Raw genomic sequence first — 22870 nt, 5'->3', positions numbered from 1 at the left:
GCTCCTCACGTGAACGCAGAAACCCGCTTCGGCCCCGCCACCGGCGTCGGCTCGCTCCCCGGCACCGACGCCCGAGAGGCCGCCAAGACCGCGACCGGCAGCTTCGAGGACTTCCCGTTCCTGCCCGAACTGCCCGCCCGCGGCCCCGGCGCCGACATGATCGGCCGCACCGCCGGCCTGCTCGTCGAGCTGTACGCGCGCGTGGAGCCCAGCGGCTGGCGGATCGGCGACCGGCCGGGCCGGGACACCCGGCGGGCCCGGTCCTGGCTGGGCGAGGACCTGGACGCGCTGGAGGAGTTCACCCAGGACTACGCGGGCCCGTTGAAGGTGCAGGCGGTCGGTCCCTGGACGCTCGCCGCCGCCCTGGAGCTGAGGAACGGCGAGTCGGCCCTCTCCGACCCCGGCGCCTGCCGTGACCTGGCCGCCTCCCTCGGCGAGGGCCTCCGGCTGCACCTGGCCGAGGTGCGGCGCCGTATCCCCGGCGCCCTTGTCGTGCTCCAGCTCGACGAGCCGTCCCTCACCGCCGTACTGCGCGGGCAGGTGAGGACCGCCAGCGGCTACCGTACCCACCGGGCCGTGGACCGTCAGATCGTCGAGGCGACCCTGCGGGACGTCATCGGGGTCCACGCCGACGGGCCCGTGGCCGTCCACTCCTGCGCCCCCGACGTCCCCTTCGCCCTGCTCCGCCGGGCCGGAGCCGCCGCCGTCTCCTTCGACTTCTCGCTCCTCACCGAACGTGACGAGGACGCGATCGGCGAGGCCGTGGAGGGCGGTACCGGGCTGTTCGTCGGTGTCGTGCCCGGCACGGACGCCGCATTGTCAGACCCTGCCGGTAGCGTCATGGGTGTCAGGACGCTGTGGCGCAGGCTGGGGCTGCGGCCGGGGCTGCTCGCGGAGGCGGTCACGGTCACCCCGTCGTGCGGGCTCGCGGGCGCTTCCCCCGCGTACGCCCGGCAGGCGCTCGCCCACTGCGTCCGGGCGGCGAGATCACTCGCGGACAACCCAGAGTAACGGGAGGACAACACGGTGGCCGGCGACAAGCAAGCGGAGACGACGGTGCCCGCCGAGGCACGGGAGAAGCACGCGCAGCTCGCTGAGCAGATCGAGGAGCACCGCTTCCGGTACTACGTGAAGGACGCCCCGGTCGTCAGCGACGCGGAGTTCGACAAGCTCCTGCGTGCCCTGGAGGCACTGGAGGAGGAGTACTCCGAGCTGCGCACGCCCGACTCGCCGACCCAGAAGGTCGCGGGGGCGTACAAGACGGAGTTCACCTCGGTCGAGCACCGCGAGCGCATGCTCTCGCTCGACAACGCCTTCGACGACCTGGAACTGGCGGCCTGGGGCGAGCGCGTCCACAAGGACGTCGGCACCTCCGACTACCACTACCTGTGCGAGCTGAAGGTCGACGGCCTCGCCGTCAACCTCACCTACGAGCACGGGCGTCTGACCCGAGCGGCGACCCGCGGCGACGGCCGTACCGGCGAGGAGATCACGCCCAACGTCCGTACGATCGCGGAGATCCCGGACCGGCTGAACGGCGAGCACGTGCCCGACCTCGTGGAGATCCGCGGCGAGGTCTACTTCCCGATGGAGAAGTTCGCCGAGCTCAACGAACGGCTGGTCGCGGCCGGTGACAAGCCCTTCGCCAACCCGCGCAACGCGGCCGCCGGTTCACTGCGCCAGAAGGACCCGCGGGTCACCGCCTCCCGCCCGCTGCACATGGTCGTCCACGGCATCGGCGCCCTGGAGGGCTTCGAGGCGCTGGGCCGGCTCTCCGAGGCGTACGAGCTGCTCAAGACCTGGGGGCTGCCGACCTCCTCGCACAACAGGGTGGTCGACGACCTCGACGGCGTACGGGAGTTCATCGCGTACTACGGCGAGAACCGGCACTCCGTGGAGCACGAGATCGACGGTGTCGTCGTCAAGCTCGACGAGATCCGTCTCCAGGGGCGGCTGGGCTCGACCGCGCGTGCGCCGCGCTGGGCGATCGCCTACAAGTACGCGCCGGAAGAGGTCAACACCAAGCTGATCGACATCAAGGTCGGCGTCGGCCGCACCGGCCGGGTCACGCCGTACGCGCAGGTCGAGCCGGTCACGGTGGCGGGCAGCGAGGTGGAGTTCGCCACCCTGCACAACCAGGAGGTCGTCAAGGCCAAGGGCGTGCTCATCGGTGACACGGTGGTCATCCGCAAGGCCGGTGACGTCATCCCGGAGATCCTCGGCCCGGTCGTCGACCTGCGGGACGGCACCGAGCGGGAGTTCGTGATGCCGGCCGAGTGCCCCGAGTGCGGGACACCGCTGCGGGCCATGAAGGAGGGCGACATCGACCTCCGCTGCCCCAACGCCCGCACCTGCCCGGCCCAGTTGAGGGAGCGGGTGTCGTACCTCGCGGGCCGGGAGTGCCTGGACATCGAGCACTTCGGCGCGGTGGCCGCGGCCGCGCTCACCCGACCGCTGGAGCCGGCCGACCCGGCGCTGGCCGACGAGGGCGACCTCTTCGACCTCACGGTGGAGAAGCTGCTGCCCATCAAGGCGTACGTCCTGGACCCGGACAGCGGGCTGCCCAAGCGCGACCCCAAGACCGGCGAGGAGAAGGTCGTCACGGTCTTCGCCAACCAGAAGGGCGAGCCCAAGAAGAACACCCTCGCGCTCCTGCAGAACATCGAGGAGGCGAAGACCCGCCCGCTCGCCCGCTTCCTCAACGGCCTGTCCATCCGGCACGTCGGACCGGTCGCCGCCCAGGCGCTGGCCCGCGAGTTCCGCTCCATCGAACGCATCGAGCAGGCCACCGAGGAGGAGCTCTCCCACATCGACGGCGTCGGCGGCATCATCGCGACGGCGCTCAAGGAGTGGTTCGCCGAGGAGTGGCACCGCGAGATCATCCGAAAGTGGAAGACCGCTGGAGTCCCGCTGGAGGACGAGTCCACCGGCGAGGACGAGGGACCGCGTCCGCTGGAGGGTCTCACCGTCGTCGTGACCGGAACCCTGGAGCAGTTCACCCGGGACGGCGCCAAGGACGCGCTGCAGAGCCGGGGTGCCAAGGTGACCGGCTCGGTGTCCAAGAAGACGTCCTTCGTGGTCGTGGGTGACAACCCCGGATCGAAGTACGACAAGGCGATGCAGCTCAAGGTGCCGGTTCTGAACGAGGACGGATTTGTCGTCCTTTTGGAGCAGGGACCGGACGCAGCGGCCGAAGTCGCCCTTCCGACCGAGGAGTAGCGGTTGAAGGCCACCCGTTCGGCGCATACCAGATGCATACGGGTGGCCGGGGTGCAAACGGGCAACCGTCGGCGACCGCTGCCCGTGAAAGCCTTCTGCGGCCTACTGTTGAGGTGTGCGCCTGCCGTGCCCAGCTGCGGTCGGGGCATTCCCGTGCTCCAGGAGGGCACGGACCGCATGGCGTGGGCACCGCCGGCTGTGAGAGGGACGGGAATGGAACCGACCGAGAGCGCCGCCCCGGACGCGCGGCTGCCGCTGCGCCGCCGGCCGGGCGCGTGGCGGGGGAGCCGGTGGACGGTGCTGGGCGATCGGCGCGTGGGCCTGCCCGTACCGAGCGGCGCGGCGGACGCCCGTGACCCGCTGCCGCTGGCCGCCATCGAACCGCCGCCCGACCTGACCGGCTCCGATCACGACCGGCACCTGTCCTGGCCCGCACTGCCCGCCGGGGTCGTCGGGGCCGCCGCGTTCGCCCTCGGCGCGGGTTTCTACCGCGCGTTCAGCGACAACCACGCCCTCTTCCCGTCCGGCACGGTCGGCTGGGCGCTGGCCGTGCTGACCGGCATCATCGTCGGCCACCTCGTGCTGCTCGGCCGCGCCCGCTGGTGGGGCGGCACCGGCTCCGGCGCCGCCCTCACCCTCGCCGTCCTCGTGCTCTACGGCTGGGTGCCCGCCGGCCTGGTCAGCCTCACCGTCGTCGTCCTGGTCGGCATAGCCAGGCGCCACCGCTGGCGGCAGGGCGTCCTGCACGGCGCGGTGGACATCCTCGGCATCGGTGCCGGCGCGCTGGTGCTCGGCGCGTTCGGACGCGTCCCGACCGTGGAGTCCCCCTGGGACCCGGCCGGTTGGACCATCGCCGCGGCCCCCGAGGTCGTGCTCGTCGCGGTGGCCTATCTCGCCGTCACCCGTGCCCTGCTCTGGTACCTGCACGCACCGCGCGGCGGCGGAGTGCCCACCGTCGCCCGCACCGCGCTGATGAGGCAGGGCCTGGTCGCCGTCGCCCTGCTCGGCATCGCCCCGCTGATCTGCGTGGTCGCCGTCGCCCAGCCGCTGCTGCTGCCGCTGTTCTCCATCCCGCTGGTCGCCCTCGACTCCACCCTCTGGATAGCCAGGGCCCGGGCGGAGGAGCAGCTGCGCGACCCGCTGACCGGGCTCCCCAACCGGCAGTGGCTCCTGGAGCGGATCTGGACCGCCCTCGACGACGCCGAGCGCATCGGCGCCCGCTCGGCCCTGATGCTGATCGACCTCGACCGGTTCCGTTCGGTCAACGACACGCTCGGTCATCTCGCCGGTGACCGGCTGCTGCTGCAGATAGCCGACCGGCTGCGGGCCGCGCTGCCGCGCGGTGCGGAGGCCGCCCGGCTCGGCGGCGACGAGTTCGCGGTCTTACTGCCCGTCGCCGACTCCACGACCTCCGCGACCCGGGTGGCCCGGAACCTGGTCACGGTGCTCTCCTCCCCGCTCGACCTCGACGGACTCACGCTGGTCCTGGAGGCCAGTGCGGGCGTCGCCGTCTTCCCCGACCACGCGCTCGACGCGGAGGGACTGCTGCGCCGGGCGGACGTGGCGATGTACCAGGCGAAGCGGGACCGTACGGGCGTCGAGGTGTACGAGTCCAAGCGGGACTCCAACACCCCGGACCGGCTGGGCCTGCTGGGGGATCTGCGCCGCGCCCTGGACGCGCACGAGGTGCAGCTGCACTACCAGCCGAAGGTCCGCTTCGACGGCCAGGTGGCCGGTCTCGAGGCGCTGGTCCGGTGGGTGCACCCCGAGCGTGGCAAGGTGCCGCCGGACGAGTTCATAGCGATCGCCGAGTCCTCCGGGCTGATGCCCCATCTGACGGAGTACGTGCTGGAGACCGCGCTCGGCCAGGTCGCCGAGTGGCGGGCACAGGGGCTGCGGGTGCCGGTGGCGGTGAACGTCTCGCCGCGTGACGTCCACACGCCGGGGTTCGCGGGCCTGGTGGCGGCACGGCTGGCCCGGCACGGGGTTCCGGCGGGGGCGCTGCAGCTGGAGATAACCGAGCATGTGCTGCTGGAGGACCCGCAGCGGGCCGCCGACACCCTCGCGGGGCTGCACGGGCACGGCGTGAAGATGTCACTCGACGACTTCGGTACGGGGTACTCGTCGCTGGTGCATCTGCGGCGGCTGCCGGTGAGCGAGCTGAAGATCGACCGGTCGTTCGTGGCGCGGCTGGCGGTGGACAACGAGGACGCGGAGATCGTGCGCTGCACGGTCGATCTCGCGCATTCGCTGGGGCTGCTGGTCGTCGCGGAGGGCGTGGAGGACGACGAGACGTGGGAGCGGTTGCGGGATCTCGGGTGTGACGCGGTGCAGGGGTGGCTGGTCGCGGCCGCGATGCCGCCGGAGGAGACGACGGCGTGGCTGCTGGCGCGGGGGTCGCGGGGGTGGCAGCGGCCGCGGGCGGCTCTGCCGGCCGCGGAGTAGCCCCACCGGCCCGCCCGCCCACCCGTCCGTTCCCCGAGAGGTGAGCGTCTCCCGCGGGGGTGTTGCGCCGTCGGCGGTTGTCGATGGGTCGGTTGTGGGCGCCGCCGTAGGGGGCGTTCACCGTTTTCGGCTTCGGGCGCGTCGTTGGTTGCTCGCGCAGTTCCTCCCCCAGCCTTCGGCCGGGGGTACTCCCAGCGCCCCTGACGGGGCGCTTTCCCTTACCCGGTCACAAGGTGGGCGTCCTTGCCCGTGAATCCCCATTGCCAGGATTCTAGCAACGCTAGCCAATCTGTCGGCGATCTGTTAACTTTGCTCTTAGTCCTAGCGCTGCTAGAAAACAGGGGGCATTCCATGACCGTCACCGCCTACACCCTCGCCGTCCTGCTCGACCTGTTCTGCCTGTTCCTCGGCTACCGGTTCCTGTTCCAGCCGGGCCCGGCCGCCGCCGGATACGGCGTTCCCGCCGACCCGAAGGGCGACGCGGGTGCCTATCTCTCCGTCAAGGGGCTCAAGGACGGCACGTTCGGCGTCCTGGGCCTCGCGCTGCTGGCCTTCGCCGGTGCGCACGCCGAGGCCTGGTTCATGCTGTGCGTGGCGCTCGTGCCGCTGGGTGACACGCTGATAGTGCTGCGGCACGGCGGTGCGCGCGCCGTCGCGTTCGGGATCCACTTCGCCACCGCGATCGTTGTACTGATCAGCGCCGTGCTGCTCTTCCTCGTCTGAACGGCACAATCCATTGACAGGGGGTTTGGAAATGTCGCTGTTCGTACCGAAATTCGACGATTCCGTGGTCGTGCGCGAGGCCGAAGCCGAGGTGGTCGGCGCCGACCCGAGCCGGATCAGGCTGCTCGCCGACAGCAGCGCCAGCGGCGGTGCGCTGTCCACCGTGCGGGTGAGCCTCGGCGAGGGCGCCGACGGCGCCGTGCCGCATCTGCACCGGAACTCCGCCGAGATGTTCTACGTGCTCGACGGCGCCGCAGAGCTGCTCTCGGGCGACGACGTCGTCACCGCCGAGCGCGGTGACCTGGTCATCGTCCCGCCCGGGAAACCGCACGCCTTCGCCGCCGTTCCCGGCAGCACCGCGGACATCCTGATCGTCATCACACCGGGCGTGGAGCGCTTCGAGTACTTCCGCCACCTGCAGCGCCTGCGCCTGGGCGAGGCCACCCCGGAGAGCCTTCTGGAGGCGCAGGATCTGTACGACAACCACTTCCTGCGGAGCGAGGTCTGGGACACCCGCCGCTGAGCCGCGGACGTACCGACGTTTCGGGGCCCGGGGGAAACCGTTGCACGGTCACCGGGCCCCGCCCCATAGGATTGGGCACTGGCGTCACATTTCCGCCTGCCTCGCGACGCCTGGCACGCACGCTCGCCGCGTTGCCGAATCGCCCACGTGGCTCCGCCACGAGGGCGCTCCGGCGTCTTGCGATCGCACGCGCCAGACGCCGCGGGGCCCGCCCTTCGGGCGGACGGCGGAAATGTGACGCCAGCACCCCGCTCCAAACCACACACACTCACCCCAGAGGATCGCTGCATGCCTGGCATCACGCGCGAGGAGGTCGCCCACCTCGCCCGGCTGGCGCGTCTGGAGCTGAAGCCCGAAGAACTCGATCACTTCGCAGGCCAGCTCGACGACATCATCGGCGCGGTCGCCCGCGTCAGCGAGGTCGCCGACCAAGACGTACCGCCGACCTCGCACCCGCTGCCGCTGACGAACGTCATGCGCGCGGACGAGGTCCGTCCCTCGCTCACCCCCGAGCAGGCGCTCTCCGGCGCCCCGGCCCAGGAGCAGCAGCGTTTCAAGGTGCCGCAGATCCTGGGGGAGGACTGATCCCGATGACGGACATCATCAAACTCACCGCCGCCGAGACCGCCGCGAAGATCGCCTCCGGCGAGCTCACCGCGGTCCAGGTCACCGAGGCCCACCTCGCCCGGATCGAGGCCGTCGACGAGAAGGTGCACGCCTTCCTGCACGTCGACCGCGAGGGCGCCCTGGCGCAGGCGCGCGCCGTCGACGAGAAGAAGGCCCGGGGCGAGAAGCTCGGGCCGCTCGCCGGCGTCCCGCTCGCGCTCAAGGACATCTTCACCACCGAGGGCATTCCGACCACCGTCGGTTCGAAGATCCTCGAAGGCTGGATCCCGCCGTACGACGCCACCCTCACCAAGCGCCTCAAGGCCGCTGACGTCGTCATCCTCGGCAAGACCAACATGGACGAGTTCGCCATGGGGTCGAGCACCGAGAACAGCGCGTACGGGCCGACCGGCAACCCGTGGGACCTCACCAAGATCCCCGGCGGCTCGGGCGGCGGTTCGTCCGCCGCGCTCGCCTCCTTCCAGGCGCCGCTCGCCATCGGCACCGACACCGGCGGCTCCATCCGCCAGCCGGCCGCCGTCACCGGCACGGTCGGCGTGAAGCCGACGTACGGCGCGGTCTCCCGGTACGGCATGGTCGCGTTCTCGTCCTCCCTGGACCAGGGCGGGCCCTGCGCCCGTACGGTCCTGGACGCGGCGCTGCTGCACGAGGTCATCGCCGGGCACGACCCGATGGACTCCACCTCCATCGACGCGCCCGTCCCGCCGGTCGTCGAGGCCGCCCGCAACGGCAGCGTCGAGGGCATGCGCGTCGGCGTCGTCAAGCAGTTCCGCGGCGAGGGCTACCAGCCCGGTGTCATCCAGCGCTTCGACGAGTCCGTGGCCCTCCTCAAGGAGCTGGGCGCGGAGATCGTCGAGCTGGACTGCCCGTCCTTCGACCTGGCGCTGTCGGCGTACTACCTGATCGCGCCGTCCGAGTGTTCCTCCAACCTCGCCCGCTTCGACGGCCTGCGCTACGGCCTCCGTACGGGCGACGACGGCTCCCACTCGGCCGAGGAGGTCACCTCCCTCACTCGTGAGGCGGGCTTCGGCCCCGAGGTGAAGCGCCGCATCATGCTTGGTACGTACGCCCTGAGCTCCGGCTACTACGACGCGTACTACGGCTCCGCCCAGAAGGTCCGCACGCTCATCACGCGCGACTTCGAGAAGGCCTTCGAGCAGGTCGACGTGATCGTGTCGCCCACGACGCCCACCACCGCCTTCGCGATCGGCGAGCGTGCCGACGACCCGATGGCGATGTACCTGGCCGACCTGTGCACCATCCCGACGAACCTCGCGGGCAACGCGGCGATGTCGCTGCCCTGCGGTCTCGCCCCGGAGGACAACCTCCCGGTGGGCCTGCAGATCATCGCCCCGGCGCTGAAGGACGACCGTCTTTACAAGGTCGGCGCCGCCGTCGAGGCCGCCTTCGTGGAAAAGTGGGGCCACCCGCTCCTGGAGGAGGCACCGTCGCTGTGAGCAACGCACTGTCGAAGGCCAAGGGCTTCAAGAAGTCGAAGTCCGGCACGTACCTGTCCATGGCCACCACCGCGTTCGGTGCGGTCGGTGTCGCCAAGCAGATCAAGAAGGCCCGCGCCGAGCACGACACGCTCCGGCTGATCGACGCCACGGTCTCCGCCGTGGCGATCGTGACCGGCCTCGCGATCCTCTACCGCGAGCTGAAGCGGCTGGGCGACGACGACGTCCTGCTGGGCTGAGAGGGAAGTTTCACCGTGACCACCACGACCGACCTGGTGCCGTACGAGGACGCGCTGGCGTCGTACGACCCCGTCATGGGCCTTGAGGTCCATGTCGAACTCGGCACCAAGACCAAGATGTTCTGCGGCTGTTCGACCGAGCTGGGCGCCGAGCCCAACTCGCAGACCTGCCCGACCTGCCTCGGCCTGCCCGGCGCGCTCCCGGTCGTCAACGCGATCGGCATCGAGTCGGCGATCAAGATCGGTCTCGCGCTGAACTGCGAGATCGCCGAGTGGTGCCGCTTCGCCCGGAAGAACTACTTCTATCCGGACATGCCGAAGAACTTCCAGACCTCCCAGTACGACGAGCCGATCGCCTTCAACGGCTACCTCGACGTGCAGCTGGAGGACGGGGAGTCCTTCCGTGTGGAGATCGAGCGCGCCCACATGGAGGAGGACACCGGCAAGTCCACCCACGTGGGTGGTGCGACCGGCCGTATCCACGGCGCCTCGCACTCGCTGCTCGACTACAACCGCGCGGGCATCCCGCTCATCGAGATCGTCACCAAGCCGATCGAGGGTGCGGGCGAGCGTGCTCCCGAGGTCGCGCGGGCGTACGTCCGAGAGCTGCGCGAGGTCATCAGGGCGCTCGGCGTGTCGGAAGCCCGGATGGAGATGGGCCAGATGCGCTGCGACGTGAACCTGTCGCTGCGCCCCAACGGCACCGAGAAGTTCGGCACGCGTTCCGAGACCAAGAACGTGAACTCGCTGCGGTCCGTGGAGCGTGCGGCCCGCTTCGAGATCATGCGGCATGCGGCCGTACTGAGCAGCGGCGGGACGATCATCCAGGAGACCCGGCACTTCCACGAGGACACGGGGTCCACGACCTCGGGCCGCGTGAAGGAGGAGGCCGAGGACTACCGGTACTTCCCGGAGCCGGACCTGGTGCCGGTCGCCCCGTCCCGCGCGTGGGTCGAGGAGATCCGGGCGGCCCTGCCCGAGATGCCGCTGGCCCGCCGTACCCGCCTCCTCGCGGAGTGGGGCATCTCGGCCACCGAGATGCAGGCGATCCTGAACGCCGGTGCGCTGGACCTGATCGTCGCCACCATCGACGCCGGAGCCGACGCGGCCTCCGCCCGCAAGTGGTGGATGGGCGAACTGGCCCGCAGTGCCAACGAGTCGGGCACCTCGCTCGACGAGCTGGCGATCACCCCGGCGCAGGTCGCCCGGGTCACCGAGCTGGTCTCGAAGGGTGACCTCAACGACAAGCTGGCCCGCCAGGTCATCGAGGGCGTCCTCGCGGGCGAGGGCACCCCGGACGAGGTCGTCGACAAGCGCGGTCTGAAGGTCGTTTCGGACGAGGGCGCGCTGACCACGGCCGTCGAGGAGGCCATCGCCGGCAACCCGGGCATCGCCGACAAGATCCGCGGCGGCAAGGTCGCCGCGGCCGGCGCCCTGGTCGGCGCGGTCATGAAGGCGACCCGCGGCCAGGCCGACGCGGCCCGCGTCAAGGAGCTGATCCTGGAGAAGCTCGGCGTCAGCGAGGGCTGAGCGGCAGCAAAAGCGGTCACGGCCTCGGAGGCGCTGCCTCCGGGGCCGTACCGTTGCGCAGGCGGCTACTTACGGCGCCCGACGACCCGTACGAAGCCGAGCGTGCGCCCCTGGTCCGCGCGGAGCATCTCCGCGGACCGGCTCGCCATCCGGACGTGGAAGTCGTCCGTGCTCTCCTCGGCGACCACCTCGCACCACCGCAGCCAGTCCCGCCAGCCGTCCGGCTGCCAGTCGGCGGCCTCGACCTCGACGGCCCCGCTGCGGGTCCAGTGGCGGTGCCACCAGTCGGCGGAGTGGAAGCACCAGAAGTCGGGCTCCCACCACGGCTTCAGATGCTCCGGCGGCTCGGCGCCCGTGATCTCCTCCTTCAGCGCCGGTACGACGACGCCGATCCGTCCGCCGGGCTTCAGCAGCCGGGTGAGCGTGGGCAGATACAGGTCGTCGGTGCCGAAGTACTGGTACGCGTCGATGCTCACGATCGCGTCGAAGCCGCCCTCGGCGAAGGGCAGGCCGTGCGCCTCGGCGTGCACGGGCTGCACCCGGTCGGCGAACCCGGCCTCGGCGATGCGACCGGCGTTGTCGTCGGGCCTGACCCACAGGTCGGCAGCCGTGACCTGCGCATGGAACTCCCTGGCCAGGAAGATCGAGGTCATCGCGCGGCCGCAGCCCAGGTCGAGCACGCGCGCGTACGGGCGCAGGGCGTCCAGGCCGAGGGCGGGGGCCAGCCATTCGAGCAGCCACAGGGCGTGCGGGCCCATCTGGTTCTCGACGGACCAGCGGGCGTCGTAGGTGCTGCTGAGCGGGTAACGCGGGTGGGTCACACGGCCGGTGAGAGAGTCATCCTTCGACGATGTGGGGGAGGCGGCGTCGGACATCGTTGAACGGGCTCCTTGTGATCTTCGTAGTGAAGGGCGATGCAGAGGAGCTCATTCGGAATGTCGAACAATGCACCCGCTTCGGTCGTCGGCGAGGGGCCGATCAAGGCTGACCAGCGGAAGCTAGCAGTTGTGGACATGGTCCGCAGGCGGTTTCCTCAGGTGGGGGTACTACGCTCGCCCGCCATGACCGCACACGCCGAATCCGACGCCGAACCCGAGATAACCGACGTGGAGGCCGCGGACGACGACGAGGACCTCTTCGAGGACGCCCGTCGGGCCCGCTGGACCGCCACCGTGACCGGGGCGCTGCTGGCTCTGATGGGGCTCACCGCCTCGCTGATGAGACTGAGCGGGGTGCGCGCACTGGTGCCGGTCGCCTACGGCTCCGGGGCCGCCGTCTGTGTGGCCGCGTCGGCGCTGGGGGCCCGGGGCCGGACCCGCTGGGCCCTGTGGCTGATGATCCTGGGGACCATGGTGATGGCTCTCGGAGACCAGTTCGACTGACGTCCCCGCTGGGGCGACAGAGTTGTCGTTACTGTCCTGTGACATACCTCCCAGTCGCGGGGGCGGACCCGTGAACCAGGCTGAACGAGTGCTTCCGCCTGCAAGAGTGTCCCTCGAATCCTCATACGTTCTTTGCGGGTTGTTCGGTTAGCAGACGACTGTTCCCGGTCAAAGATCTACAAATCGTCTCCGGGAGCACGTTCTTGGCAGCCCTCGCGCGTTGGTGTGTCCGGCACCGTCTGGCCGTCGTCCTGCTGTGGCTCCTCGCCCTCGGCGGGACCGGCGCCGCCGCTGCCGTGGCCGGTTCGGCCTACTCCGACGACTACGAGGTCCCCGGCACCGAATCGGGCCGCGCCACCCAGTTGCTGCGCGAGGGCTTCGCCCACCTCGGCGGCGACGGCGACACCGTCGTCTGGCACACCGGCTCCGGAACCGTCCGGGCCGCCGCAGTCGAACAGACCATGACCGGTGTCCTCGACGAGATCGCCGGCCTGCCCGGTGTGGCCGCCGTGACCGGTCCCTACGGCGGCCGGGGCACCGGACAGATCAGCCGTGACGGGCACACCGCGTATGCCGTCATCACCTTCGACCGGCCGGCCGAGGACATCAAGAGGGCACAGGCCGAGGCCATCGTCCGGGTCGCCGAGGCCGCCGAGGGCGACGGGCTGCGCGTGGAACTGGGCGGCAGCGCCATCGGGCTCACCGAGTCCGGCGGCGGGCATCTCGCCGAGGCCGTCGGGGTGGCCGTGGCCGCCGTGGTGCTGTTCCTCGCCTTCGGCTCGCTCGCCGCCTCCCTGCTGCCGATCGGCACCGCGCTGGTCGGCGTGGGCACCGCGTACTCCGGGATCGTGCTGCTCGGACACACCATGACCGTCGCCGACTTCGCGCCCATGCTCGGCATGCTGATCGGGCTCGGCGTGGGCATCGACTACGCGCTGTTCATAGCGACCAGGCACCGCCGCGGCCTGAAGCGCGGCCTGTCCGTCACCGAGGCCGCCGCCGACGCCGCGGCGACGACCGGGCGCGCGGTGGTGTTCGCGGGTGCCACCGTCTGCATCGCACTGCTGGGCATGCTCATACTGCGGCTGGGCTTCCTCAACGGGGTGGCGATCGCCGCCTCGTTGACGGTCATGCTCACCGTCGCGGCGAGCGTCACGCTGCTGCCCGCCCTGCTCTCGTACATCGGTATGCGCGCCCTCAGCCGCCAGGAGCGGCGCCGGCTCGCCGAGCACGGGCCGCAGCCCGAGCTGCCCACCGGACTCGCCGCCCGCTGGTCGGTGTTCGTCGAGCGCCACCCCAAGCTGCTCGGGGCCCTCGCCCTCGCGGTCGTCACGGTGCTCGCGCTGCCCACCCTCGCCCTCCGTCTCGGCACCTCCGACCAGGGCAACGACCCCGCGGCCTCCACCACCCGGCAGGCCTACGACCTGCTCGCCGAGGGCTTCGGACCCGGTGTCGACGGGCCGCTCACGCTCGTGACACGTGTAGACGGCGCCGACGACAAACTCGCCCTCGACATGCTGGACAGCACCCTCCGCGCCACCGAGGGGGTCGCCTCGGTGACCCCCGTGACCTACTCCGGCACCGGCGGCACCGCGTACCTCACCGTCGTACCGGACTCCGCCCCGCAGTCGCTGCGCACCAGCGAACTCGTGGACCGGCTGCGCACCGAGGTACTCCCGCGCGCGGAGCGCGGCACCTCGCTGCACCTCCTCGTCGGCGGGGTGACGGCGAGCTACGACGACTTCGCGAGTGTGATCGTCGGCAAACTCCCGCTGTTCGTGGGGACGGTGATCGGGCTCGGCTGCGTCCTGCTGCTGCTCGCCTTCCGGTCGGTCGGCATCCCGCTGAAGGCCGCCGCGATGAACATCGCCGCCGTCGCCGCCGCCTTCGGGATCGTCGTCGCCGTCTTCCAGTGGGGCTGGGGGAGCGAGGCACTCGGTCTGGGGCGGGCGGGCCCGGTCGAGCCCTTCCTCCCGGTGATCATGGTCTCCGTCCTCTTCGGGCTCTCCATGGACTACCAGGTCTTCCTGGTCAGCCGGATGTACGAGGAGTGGCTGGAGACCGGCCACAACCGGCGGGCGGTACGCGTCGGACTCGCCGAGACCAGTCGCGTGATCAACTCCGCCGCCGTCATCATGATCTCCGTCTTCCTCGCCTTCGTGCTCAGCGGCGACCGGGTGATCGCCATGTTCGGCATCGCGCTCGCCTCCGCCGTCGCCGTCGACGCCTTCGTCCTGCGGACCCTGCTGGTGCCCGCCCTGATGCATCTGCTCGGCGCCGCCAACTGGTGGCTGCCCCGCTGGCTGGACCTGCGGCTGCCCAGGATCAGCATCGAGCCGCCCGAGTGCCGGGCCGCCCATGAGAGGCTCGACGAGATCGTGGAGGAACTGGAGAAGGAGCAACGGCACGATGTACGCGACATCCCTGGGTGACGGCGCGGAACTGCGGCCCCTGGAGGTCTGGCACGCCGAGGAGCTGCTCGCGAACATCGACCGGGGTCGGGAGTTCATCGGCCGCCACGTCGGGCTGCCGGACGTGATCGAGGACCTGGCCGGGGCCCGCGCCTACCTGCGTTCCTACGCCGAGAAGCGCGCCGCCGACGGCGGGAGCCTGCACGGCGTGCGGCTGGACGGCAGGCTCGTCGGCGGGCTGCTGTTCCGGGTCTGGGACACGCCCAGCGGGGTCTGTGAGGCCGGCTGCTGGCTGGAGCCCGAGGCCGCCGGGCGGGGCCTGGTGACGCGCGGCATGCGGGTACTCCTGGACTGGGCGTTTGACGAGCGTGGCATGCACCGTGTGGAGTGGCATGCGTCGCTGGCCAACGGGGCCAGCATCAATGTGGCCCGGCGGCTGGGCATGACCCGCGACGGCGTGCTGCGGGAGAACCATCCCCACCGGGGTGTGCGCACGGACACCGAGGTCTGGTCGGTGCTCGCCCCCGAATGGCGCGCGGCACGCGCGCGAACCACGCCCGACGATCATTAAGAGACCTCTCAGACAGCGTCCGTACGGTGCGAGGTTATGGGAACGAAGACAGTGGACGGAGCCGAGGCCGGAGCCGAGGCGAAGAACGACGAGAAGGCGGCCGACAAGACGGCGGCCGAGGAGACCGCGGTGGATGTCACCAAGGCCTCCGACGAGGCCGGTGAGCCGGAGACGGAGCACTCCGCCGAGCCGGCCGACGACGAACTCGACGAGCTGGAGGACCTTGCCGAGGAGCCGGAGGGCCCGACCGGTGTCGGCCAGGGCGCCGGTGCGATCGTCTCCGTCGCGCTCGGCCTGGTCTCCCTCACCGGTGGCTGGATCGGCACGGTCGCCGCCGCCCGTGAGACCCTCATCGGCCAGCTCCAGACCTCGTCGTCGGCGAGCGTCGCCAAGCAGGTCAAGGAGGTGTACGGCGATGCGTGGCAGACCACCGCACTGTGGGCCGGTCTGTTCGCGCTGGTCGCGCTGATCACCGGCGTCGTGGTGCTCGCCCGGCCCGCCTTCGGCGCCCCCGGCAGGTCGCAGGCCCCGTGGATCAAGTCGGTCGCCTGGGCAGGTGTCGCGCTCGGCGTCATCGGCCTGCTGCTGGCCGTCCTCAAGTACTCCGACGCGCTCCTCGGCCTGCCGTCGACCAGCTGAGACAGCGCAGGTCACAAGGGGCCTTAGGGCGTCCGTAAGCACCTTACGGACGCCCTAAGGCCCCTTACGCGTGTCCGGGGCCCGGTGGCCGTCCGAAGATGCGGAACTCTCCCGATGTGGCGCACCCCCCTGGGAGACGAAAGTGGAGGCATCGCGGAAAGCGAAGCCCAACCACCCGGTCTCACAAGGGATTCATCATGTTCGAGTACGAACTCCACCAGATCCGCTCCGCCGACCTGCGCCGCGAGGCCGCCGACGCCCGCCTCGTCCGCGAGGCCGTCCGCACCCGTCGCGCCGCCCGCCGGGAGGAGTCGGCCCGCAAGGCCGCCGCCGCGGAGGAAACCCATACCGGCCGCCGCGGCCGGCGCCGGCTCCCGCGCACCGCGTGAACGGGGGGCCGGGCGGCACCGGCCGCCCGGGGGTCGAGCGAACGGAGGCCGGTGGCCGTGCTGTCGGCCACCGGCCTCCGCGGCTGCCCTCGGGTCGTACGACAAGCGCACCGGTGCTGTGGAAAACCGCTGACGTCCGATCCGAGCCGCGTGCGATGCTCTGGCCTGTGGAAACCAGGTCCGTGAGTCCCGTGTTCGTAGGCCGCAACGACGAGTTGGACACACTGCGTGAGGCGCTCGCCCGCGCCGAGACCGCCGAGCCGCAGGCGCTGCTGCTCGGCGGCGAGGCCGGGGTGGGCAAGACCCGGCTGGTCGAGGAGTTCGCCACACTCGCCTGCCGCCGGGGCGCGGTCGTCGCGCTGGGCGGCTGTGTGGAGATCGGCGCCGACGGGCTGCCGTTCGCCCCCTTCTCCACCGCGCTGCGCGCACTCCGCGCGGCGCTGCCCGACGAGCTGACCGCGGCCGCCGCCGGGCAGGACGACGAACTGGCCCGGCTGCTGCCCGAACTCGGCGAGGCCACCTCCAGCCGCCACGACGAACAGGGCATGGCCCGCCTGTTCGAACTCACCGCGCGGCTGCTCGAACGGGTCGCCGCCGAGCGCACGGTGGTTGTCGCCCTGGAGGACCTGCACTGGGCCGACGCCTCCACCCGCCACCTGCTCGCCTACCTGTTGCGCACCCTGCGCACCGGCCGGCTCGTCGTCCTCGCCACCTACCGCTCCGACGACATCCACCGCCGCCACCCGCTGCGCCCCCTGCTCGCCGAACTCGACCGGCTGCGCACCGTCCGCCGCCTGGAACTCGCCCGCTTCAACCGCGAGGAGGTCGGCCGCCAGATCGCCGGCATCCTCGCTGCCGAACCCGACGCCACCCAGGTCGACGAGATCTTCGAACGCTCCGACGGCAACGCCTTCTTCGTCGAGGAACTCGCCGTCGCCGCCACCGAGGGCTGCTGCACCGGGCTCACCGACTCGCTGCGCGACCTGCTCCTGGTCCGGGTCGAAACACTGCCCGAGAGCGCCCAGCGGGTCGTCCGGATCGTCGCCGAGGGCGGTTCCACCGTCGGCTACCAGCTCCTCGCCACCGTCGCCCAGCTCGCCGAGGACGACCTCATCGAGGCACTGCGGGCGGCCGTCGGTGCCAACATCCTCACCGCCACCCCCGCCGGCGACGGCTACCGCTTCCGGCACTCCCTCGTCCGCGAGGCCGTCGCCGACGACCTGCTCCCCGGCGAACGCTCCCGGCTCAACCGGCGCTACGCCGAAGCCCTGGAGAGCGACCCGACCCTGGTGCCGGCCGACGCCCGCGTCACCCGCCTGGCCAGCTACTGGTACCAGGCCCACGACCCCGCCAAGGCCCTGCCCGCCGTCCTCGACGCCTCCGTCGTGGCCCGCCGCCGGCACGCCTACAGCGAGCAACTGGGGCTCCTGGAGCGGGCGATGGAGCTGTGGGACACCACCCCCGAGGAGATCCGCGCCGCCCTGCGCCCCGTCGACTACACCGATGTCTACCCTCCCTGCGGCTGCGATCCCGCCACCACCCCGCTGCGCTACCTCGACCTGATGGCGGAGGCGGCGGTCGCCGGCCGCTTCAGCGGCGAACGCGAACGCGCCCTGAAGATCACCAAGAAGGCGCTGCGGCTGGTCGAGGAGGAGGGCGACCTGCTGCGCGCCGCCTGGTTCTGGGTGCAGCGCTCCCGGCTGGTGCAGGCCCTGGGCCGCGGCGACGGCTGGCAGGAACTCGGCACCGCCCAGGACCTGGTGCGCGGCCTGCCGCCGTCCGAGGTGCACGCCGAGGTGCTGGCCACCGCCGCCAACTGGTCCATGCTCCACGAACCCGGCCCGGAGGCCTTCGCCGCGGCGGAACGGGCCGTGGAGTACGCCCGGATGGTGGGCGCCCGCGAGATCGAGCTCAACGCGCGCCTCACCCTCGGCGGACTCATGGTCGACGCGGGCGACGTCGAGGCCGGACTGGCGGAGATGAACCGGGTCAAGGAGGCCGCGCTCAAGGAAGGCGTGGCGCATGTCGCGGGCCGTGCCTATGTGAACCTGCCCTCGGAACTGGAGGCGGTCGGCCGCTCCCGGGAATCCGCGGAGCTCCTGCGCGAAGGCCTGGCCTTCACCCGCAGGTTCGGGCAGCTGGACCAGGAGGCATGGATCTGGGGCAACCTCGCCGACTCGCTGTACGCGATGGGCCGGTGGGACGAGGCCGCCGAGGCCGCGGCGGGGGCCCTCGGCTCCACGGCCAGCGCCAAACCCCGGGGCTCCGGCGCCCTGCACCTCGCCCATCTCGCCCTCGCCCGGGGCGACATCGCCGAGGCCGGCCGACGGCTGTCCGTCGCCTGCGCCCATCTCGGCACCCATGACCCCATGCCCCAGCAGTCGCTGCCCGTGGCCCGCGTCGCCATCGGCGTCGCCGCCGGGGAGGGCCGCCTTCTCGACGCCCGCACCGAACTGCACCGCGCTCTGGAGGCCGGCTTCCCGCCCGGCACCCACCGCTACGGCTGGCACCTGCTGCTGGCCGCCGCCACCGCCGAGGCCGACGCCCGCGACCTGCCCGCGGCGGCCGAGGGCCGTGCCGAGGCCCTCGACCGGCTCACCGCAGCCGTCCGCAAGCTCACCACCGGCGCGCCCGTCTGGCAGGCGTACGAGCGCTGGGCCCGTGCCGAACTGCACCGCGCCCGGGGTACCGACACGGCCGCGAACTGGTCGGACGTGGTCACCGACTTCGAGTGCCTGGACCGCCCCTACGACCTCGCCCGGGTCCGCCGCCGCCTCGCCCAGGCCCTGCTGGAAGAGGCGGCCGGCGACGACGAACGCGACCGCGCGACGGAACTCCTCCGCCTCGCCGGGGCGGTCGCCGACCACCTGGGCGCCCGCCCGCTCGCCGAGGCCGTCGCCCTGCTCGCCCAGCGCGCCCGTCTCACCCTCACCGCCGCCACCCCACGCCGGGCCCTCGACCCCGCCGAGAGCCTCGGCCTCACCAGCCGGGAGCGGGACGTGCTCCGCCTGGTCTCGGCCGGCCGCACCAACCGCCAGATAGCCGAGGAGCTCTTCATCTCCCCGAAGACCGCGAGCGTCCACGTCTCCAACATCCTCGGCAAGCTCGGTGTCTCGGGGCGGGGAGAGGCGGCGGCGGTGGCGCACCGCCTGGAGCTCTTCCCGCCCGACCGCAGCGCGGCCGCAGGGAGGTGAGACCGGGCGCCGAGGGCGGGACCGGCGGGGCTACTTGACCGCCAGCTCCAGGATCCTGTCGTCGCCCGCCTTGGGCTTCCCCCGCCCGTCCGTGTTGCTGGTCACCAGCCACACCTTGTCTCCGCCGGCCGCCACGACCGTACGAAGGCGGCCGTACTCGCCCGTGAGGAAGGCCTGCGGTTCCGCGGCGGCGGTCGTGCCGTCCAGGGGGATGCGCCACAGCCGCTGGCCCTTGAGGGCCGCCATCCAGATCACGCCGTCGACATAGGCGATACCGCTGGGGGAGGCGTCGTCGGTGTGCCACTCGGCGATCGGGTTCACGTACTTGGGGTCGTCGGACCTGCCTTCCGCGTTCGGCCAGCCGTAGTCGCCGCCGGGCTTGATCGCGTTCAGCTCGTCCCAGGTGTCCTGCCCGAACTCCGAGGCGAACAGCCGCTGTCTGTCGTCCCAGGCGAGGCCCTGCACGTTCCGGTGGCCGTACGAGTAGACCGGGGAGTCCGGGAACGGGTTGCCCGGGGCCGGTTCACCCTCCGGCGTGAGCCGCAGGATCTTCCCGCCGAGGGAGTTCCTGTCCTGGGCCAGACCGCGCTGCCCGCTCTCACCGGTGCCGGCGTAGAGCATGCCGTCCGGGCCGAAGGCGATCCGGCCGCCGTTGTGGATGAGCCCCTTGGGGATGCCCTTGAAGATCGTGTCGGGGGCGCCCAGCTGTTCCTCGGCCGGTTTGCTCTCGTCCCAGAGCATGCGCACGATGCGGTTGTCGGAGGCCGATGTGAAGTACGCGTAGATCATGTGGTCCGAGGCGAAGCCGGGGGAGAGGGCGATCCCCAGCAGCCCGCCCTCGCCGGCCGCGGACACCCCGGAGACGACGCCCAGCTCGGTGATCTTCCCGGTCTTCTCGTCGACCTTGCTGATCGTCCCGTCGTCCCGGTCGGACACCAGCAGCCCGGCCCCGCCCGGCAACGGCGCAAGCCCCCAAGGCGACTTCAGCCCCTCGGCAACCGTACGCACCACCTTGACCGACCCCTTGGCGGGCGCGGCGGAGTCGCCCGCTCCGGCGGAGGCGGAAGCAGAGGAAGAGGCACCGGCGGACGCACTCGCGGCCCAGAGCGGCGGCGCCCCACCACTGCCACCGGAGGAACACCCCACCACCAGCAGGAGCCCGGCCGCCGCCAACACGGCGCTCACAGCTCGACGTTGCACGATCACAAATCCCTCCGGCAGCCCCTCCCTGCCGACGGTAGTACAGCGCGCCCCAAAGGGGCGCGGGGAACTGCGCGACCAGCCCCGACGGCGCCGCGCCGAACCGACGGCAGCAGCGCCCTGCAAGGGGCGCGGGGAACTGCGCGACCAGCCACAACGGTGTCGCAGCGAACCACCGGCAGATCACGGCAGCCGCATCGCTAATCCCACGACCCCTGCGCAGCCGGCAGCCGCCCCAGTTCCGCCAGATCCTCCGCGGTCAGCCGCACGTCCGCCGCGCCCGCGTTCTCCGCCGCCCACCGGCACTGCTTGGTCCCCGGCACCGGCACCACATGCCGCCCCCGCGCCAGCACCCACGCCAGCGCCACCTGAGCGGCGGTGACACCCTCTCCCTGGCGGCGCGCGACCCTCCGCAACCCCGCCACGATGGGCTGGTTCGCCGCCATCATCTCCGCCGTGAAGCGCGGATGCCGCGCCCGCAGATCGTCCGGCTCGAACCCCTCACCCGGCGTGAGCGTCCCGGTGAGGAAGCCGTTCCCCAGCGGCATCGCCGCGAGAAAGCCCACCCCCCGCGCCTCGCACCACGGCAGCAGCGCATCGAGCGCCTCCGGCGACCACACCGACAGCTCCGCCTCGACCGCGCTCACCGGAAACACCTGCTGCACCCGCTGAAGCTGACGCAGGGTCGCGTCATGGAGCCGTGCGCCGGACCTGCGCCCCCCGCGCGCCCCCACGGCGCACAACCCCAGCGCCCGCACCTTCCCCGCCTGCACCAGTTCCGCCATCGCGCCCCAGGTCTCCTCGACGGGAATCTCGGGATCGGCGCGATGCAGTTGGTAGAGGTCGATCACATCGGTCTGAAGCCGGCGCAGCGACGCGTCGCACGCCCGCTTCACATACCCCGGCCGGCCGTTCGCCACGATGTGCTGGTCACCCACCAGCAGGCCCACCTTCGTGGACACGAAGGCCTCGGCACGCCGTTCCTTGAGCACCCGCCCCAGCAGCAGCTCGTTCGTGAACGGCCCGTACATGTCCGCCGTGTCAAGCAGCGTCACGCCCAGGTCCAGCGCCTTGTGCACCGCTCTGACGGACTCGTCACCCCGCTGCCGCGACCCGTTGTACGCCCAGCTCATCGGCATGCACCCGAGTCCGACGGCCCCCACCGCCAGCGCCCCCGCGCCGATCGTCCTGCGCTCCACCAGCCCGTGAACCTCCTTCTCCGGCCCCCAACCTAACCCGCTCGCCCGCGCACCTCTGACATAGCCTCCTGACCATGACCCACGACGCATGGCTCCCCATCCCGCTCGACGAGTTCACGGACCTGCCCGAAGGGCTCAATTACCTCTTCTGGGACGGTGACCAGGAGTTTCCGGGCGACCCCGCGGACTGTGCCGTCTACGTCGTCCCCTACATGAAGCGGCAGGACGTGAAGGTGCGGCCGCTGGTGGGGATGCGGAACGTGCGGCTCATCCAGACCCTCACCGCCGGCGTCGACGACATGATCGCGGCCCTCGACCGCATCGCCCCCGGCGTACCGCTGTGCAACGCACGCGGGGTGCATGAGGCGAGCACCGCCGAACTCGCGCTCGCCCTGACACTGGCGTCCCTGCGCGGTATCCCGGGGTTCGTCCGGGCCCAGCAGCAGGAGCACTGGCAGAGCGGCTTCCACCAGGCCCTCGCCGACAAGTCCGTCCTCATCGTCGGCTACGGCGCCATCGGCGCGGCCGTCGAGGACCGGCTCGTGCCCTTTGAGTGCGCGCGGGTGGCGCGCGTTGCGCGCTCCGGGCGCGCCTCGGCGCGCGGTCTCGTGCATCCGCTCACCGAACTGCCGAATCTGCTTCCGGAAGCCGATGTCGTCATCCTCTCCACGCCCCTCACGGACACCACGCGTGGCCTGGTCAACGCGGAGTTCCTCGCACGGATGAAGGACGGCGCACTGCTCGTGAACGTCGCGCGCGGGCCCGTCGTGGACACCAAGGCGCTGCTCGCCGAACTGGAGAGCGGCCGTCTCACCGCCGCCCTGGACGTCACCGACCCCGAGCCGCTGCCGGCCGGACATCCCCTGTGGCAGGCGCCCGGCGTGCTGATCAGCCCCCATGTCGGCGGCCCCACCTCGGCCTTCCTGCCACGCGCCAGGCGTCTCGTCGTCGAGCAGTTGAACCGCTACATGAACCGGGAGCCGCTGCGGAACGTGATCCTTACGACGGGATCCACCGACAACTGACCATCACCGCAACACGCGTGTAATCCGCTTCCGGTACGGTCCGCGACCTTCCGAGCGCGGTGCGTACGCACATAGCCGCTGGTCGTCACGGAGCGTA

19 protein-coding genes are annotated in these 22870 nt (G+C 71.5%); 16 read left to right on the top strand and 3 right to left on the bottom strand.

The window, feature by feature from the left end:
- Positions 1-9 precede the first annotated feature (9 nt).
- The 9 genes from EDD90_RS17805 to gatB all read left to right on the top strand — a co-directional run bounded on the left by EDD90_RS17805 (position 10) and on the right by gatB (position 10763).
- Positions 10-1011: a methionine synthase gene (locus EDD90_RS17805; RefSeq protein WP_123973966.1), complete on the top strand. Its 1002-nt coding sequence runs from the start codon at positions 10-12 to the stop codon at positions 1009-1011.
- Positions 1012-1026: 15 nt separating this feature from the next.
- Positions 1027-3219: an NAD-dependent DNA ligase LigA gene (ligA, locus tag EDD90_RS17800; RefSeq protein WP_123973965.1), complete on the top strand. Its 2193-nt coding sequence runs from the start codon at positions 1027-1029 to the stop codon at positions 3217-3219.
- A 213-nt stretch (positions 3220-3432) separates the two neighbouring features.
- The gene (locus EDD90_RS17795; RefSeq protein WP_123973964.1) at positions 3433-5664 is read left to right on the top strand and encodes a bifunctional diguanylate cyclase/phosphodiesterase; all 2232 of its coding nucleotides are present in this window, start codon (positions 3433-3435) and stop codon (positions 5662-5664) included.
- A gap of 351 nt (positions 5665-6015) precedes the next feature.
- A complete protein-coding gene (locus EDD90_RS17790; protein WP_123973963.1) occupies positions 6016-6387 on the top strand; it encodes a DUF4267 domain-containing protein in 372 nt (123 codons plus the stop codon).
- Between the two features lie 31 nt (positions 6388-6418).
- On the top strand, positions 6419-6910 hold the full coding sequence (locus tag EDD90_RS17785; RefSeq protein WP_123973962.1) for a cupin domain-containing protein: 492 nt from the start codon (positions 6419-6421) through the stop codon (positions 6908-6910).
- A 288-nt stretch (positions 6911-7198) separates the two neighbouring features.
- Positions 7199-7495, top strand: coding sequence for an Asp-tRNA(Asn)/Glu-tRNA(Gln) amidotransferase subunit GatC (gene gatC, locus EDD90_RS17780; protein WP_018531282.1), 297 nt, complete (start codon positions 7199-7201; stop codon positions 7493-7495).
- 5 nt (positions 7496-7500) lie between these two features.
- On the top strand, positions 7501-8994 hold the full coding sequence (gatA, locus tag EDD90_RS17775; RefSeq protein ID WP_123973961.1) for an Asp-tRNA(Asn)/Glu-tRNA(Gln) amidotransferase subunit GatA: 1494 nt from the start codon (positions 7501-7503) through the stop codon (positions 8992-8994).
- Complete coding sequence (locus tag EDD90_RS17770; RefSeq protein WP_123973960.1) at positions 8991-9233, top strand: hypothetical protein; 243 nt, start codon at positions 8991-8993, stop codon at positions 9231-9233. The genes gatA and EDD90_RS17770 overlap by 4 nt, the downstream gene beginning before the upstream one ends.
- A 15-nt stretch (positions 9234-9248) precedes the next feature.
- On the top strand, positions 9249-10763 hold the full coding sequence (gene gatB / locus EDD90_RS17765) for an Asp-tRNA(Asn)/Glu-tRNA(Gln) amidotransferase subunit GatB (protein ID WP_123973959.1): 1515 nt from the start codon (positions 9249-9251) through the stop codon (positions 10761-10763).
- Positions 10764-10828: 65 nt separating this feature from the next.
- Here the strand turns inward: gatB and EDD90_RS17760 are convergent, their stop codons facing one another.
- A complete protein-coding gene (locus EDD90_RS17760) occupies positions 10829-11638 on the bottom strand; it encodes a cyclopropane-fatty-acyl-phospholipid synthase family protein (protein ID WP_123973958.1) in 810 nt (269 codons plus the stop codon).
- Between the two features lie 186 nt (positions 11639-11824).
- Here EDD90_RS17760 and EDD90_RS17755 point away from each other — a divergent pair, with 186 nt between their 5' ends.
- The 6 genes from EDD90_RS17755 (at position 11825) to EDD90_RS17730 (ending at position 19349) form a co-directional block, all read left to right on the top strand.
- On the top strand, positions 11825-12145 hold the full coding sequence (locus EDD90_RS17755) for a hypothetical protein (protein WP_123973957.1): 321 nt from the start codon (positions 11825-11827) through the stop codon (positions 12143-12145).
- Between the two features lie 203 nt (positions 12146-12348).
- A complete protein-coding gene (locus tag EDD90_RS17750) occupies positions 12349-14577 on the top strand; it encodes an MMPL family transporter (protein WP_123973956.1) in 2229 nt (742 codons plus the stop codon).
- Entirely contained in the window at positions 14555-15127 is a 573-nt protein-coding gene (locus EDD90_RS17745) for a GNAT family N-acetyltransferase (RefSeq protein WP_123973955.1), read from the top strand. The genes EDD90_RS17750 and EDD90_RS17745 overlap by 23 nt, the downstream gene beginning before the upstream one ends.
- 36 nt (positions 15128-15163) lie before the next feature.
- Positions 15164-15766, top strand: coding sequence for a hypothetical protein (locus EDD90_RS17740; RefSeq protein WP_123973954.1), 603 nt, complete (start codon positions 15164-15166; stop codon positions 15764-15766).
- Between the two features lie 197 nt (positions 15767-15963).
- A complete protein-coding gene (locus EDD90_RS17735; protein ID WP_123973953.1) occupies positions 15964-16155 on the top strand; it encodes a hypothetical protein in 192 nt (63 codons plus the stop codon).
- 155 nt (positions 16156-16310) lie between these two features.
- Positions 16311-19349, top strand: a complete 3039-nt coding sequence (locus EDD90_RS17730; RefSeq protein WP_123973952.1) for a helix-turn-helix transcriptional regulator — start codon at positions 16311-16313, stop codon at positions 19347-19349.
- 30 nt (positions 19350-19379) lie between these two features.
- On the opposite strand, the gene EDD90_RS17725 is transcribed toward EDD90_RS17730, so the two are convergent.
- Positions 19380-20534 carry a sorbosone dehydrogenase family protein gene (locus EDD90_RS17725; protein WP_185149131.1) on the bottom strand — a complete coding sequence of 385 codons (1155 nt, stop codon included), beginning with the start codon at positions 20532-20534 and terminating at the stop codon, positions 19380-19382.
- A 215-nt stretch (positions 20535-20749) separates the two neighbouring features.
- Positions 20750-21748, bottom strand: a complete 999-nt coding sequence (locus EDD90_RS17720; RefSeq protein WP_123973950.1) for an aldo/keto reductase — start codon at positions 21746-21748, stop codon at positions 20750-20752.
- A gap of 74 nt (positions 21749-21822) precedes the next feature.
- On the opposite strand from EDD90_RS17720, the gene EDD90_RS17715 reads away from it, so the two are divergent.
- Positions 21823-22773, top strand: a complete 951-nt coding sequence (locus EDD90_RS17715; protein ID WP_123973949.1) for a 2-hydroxyacid dehydrogenase — start codon at positions 21823-21825, stop codon at positions 22771-22773.
- Positions 22774-22870: the final 97 nt, after the last annotated feature.

Origin of the sequence: Streptomyces sp. Ag109_O5-1 (assembly GCF_003814875.1) — a bacterium.
Lineage (GTDB): Bacteria > Actinomycetota > Actinomycetes > Streptomycetales > Streptomycetaceae > Streptomyces > Streptomyces sasae.
The sequence above is the reverse complement of the archived record's forward strand: the minus strand, read 5'-3'. Positions and strand labels throughout refer to the sequence as shown.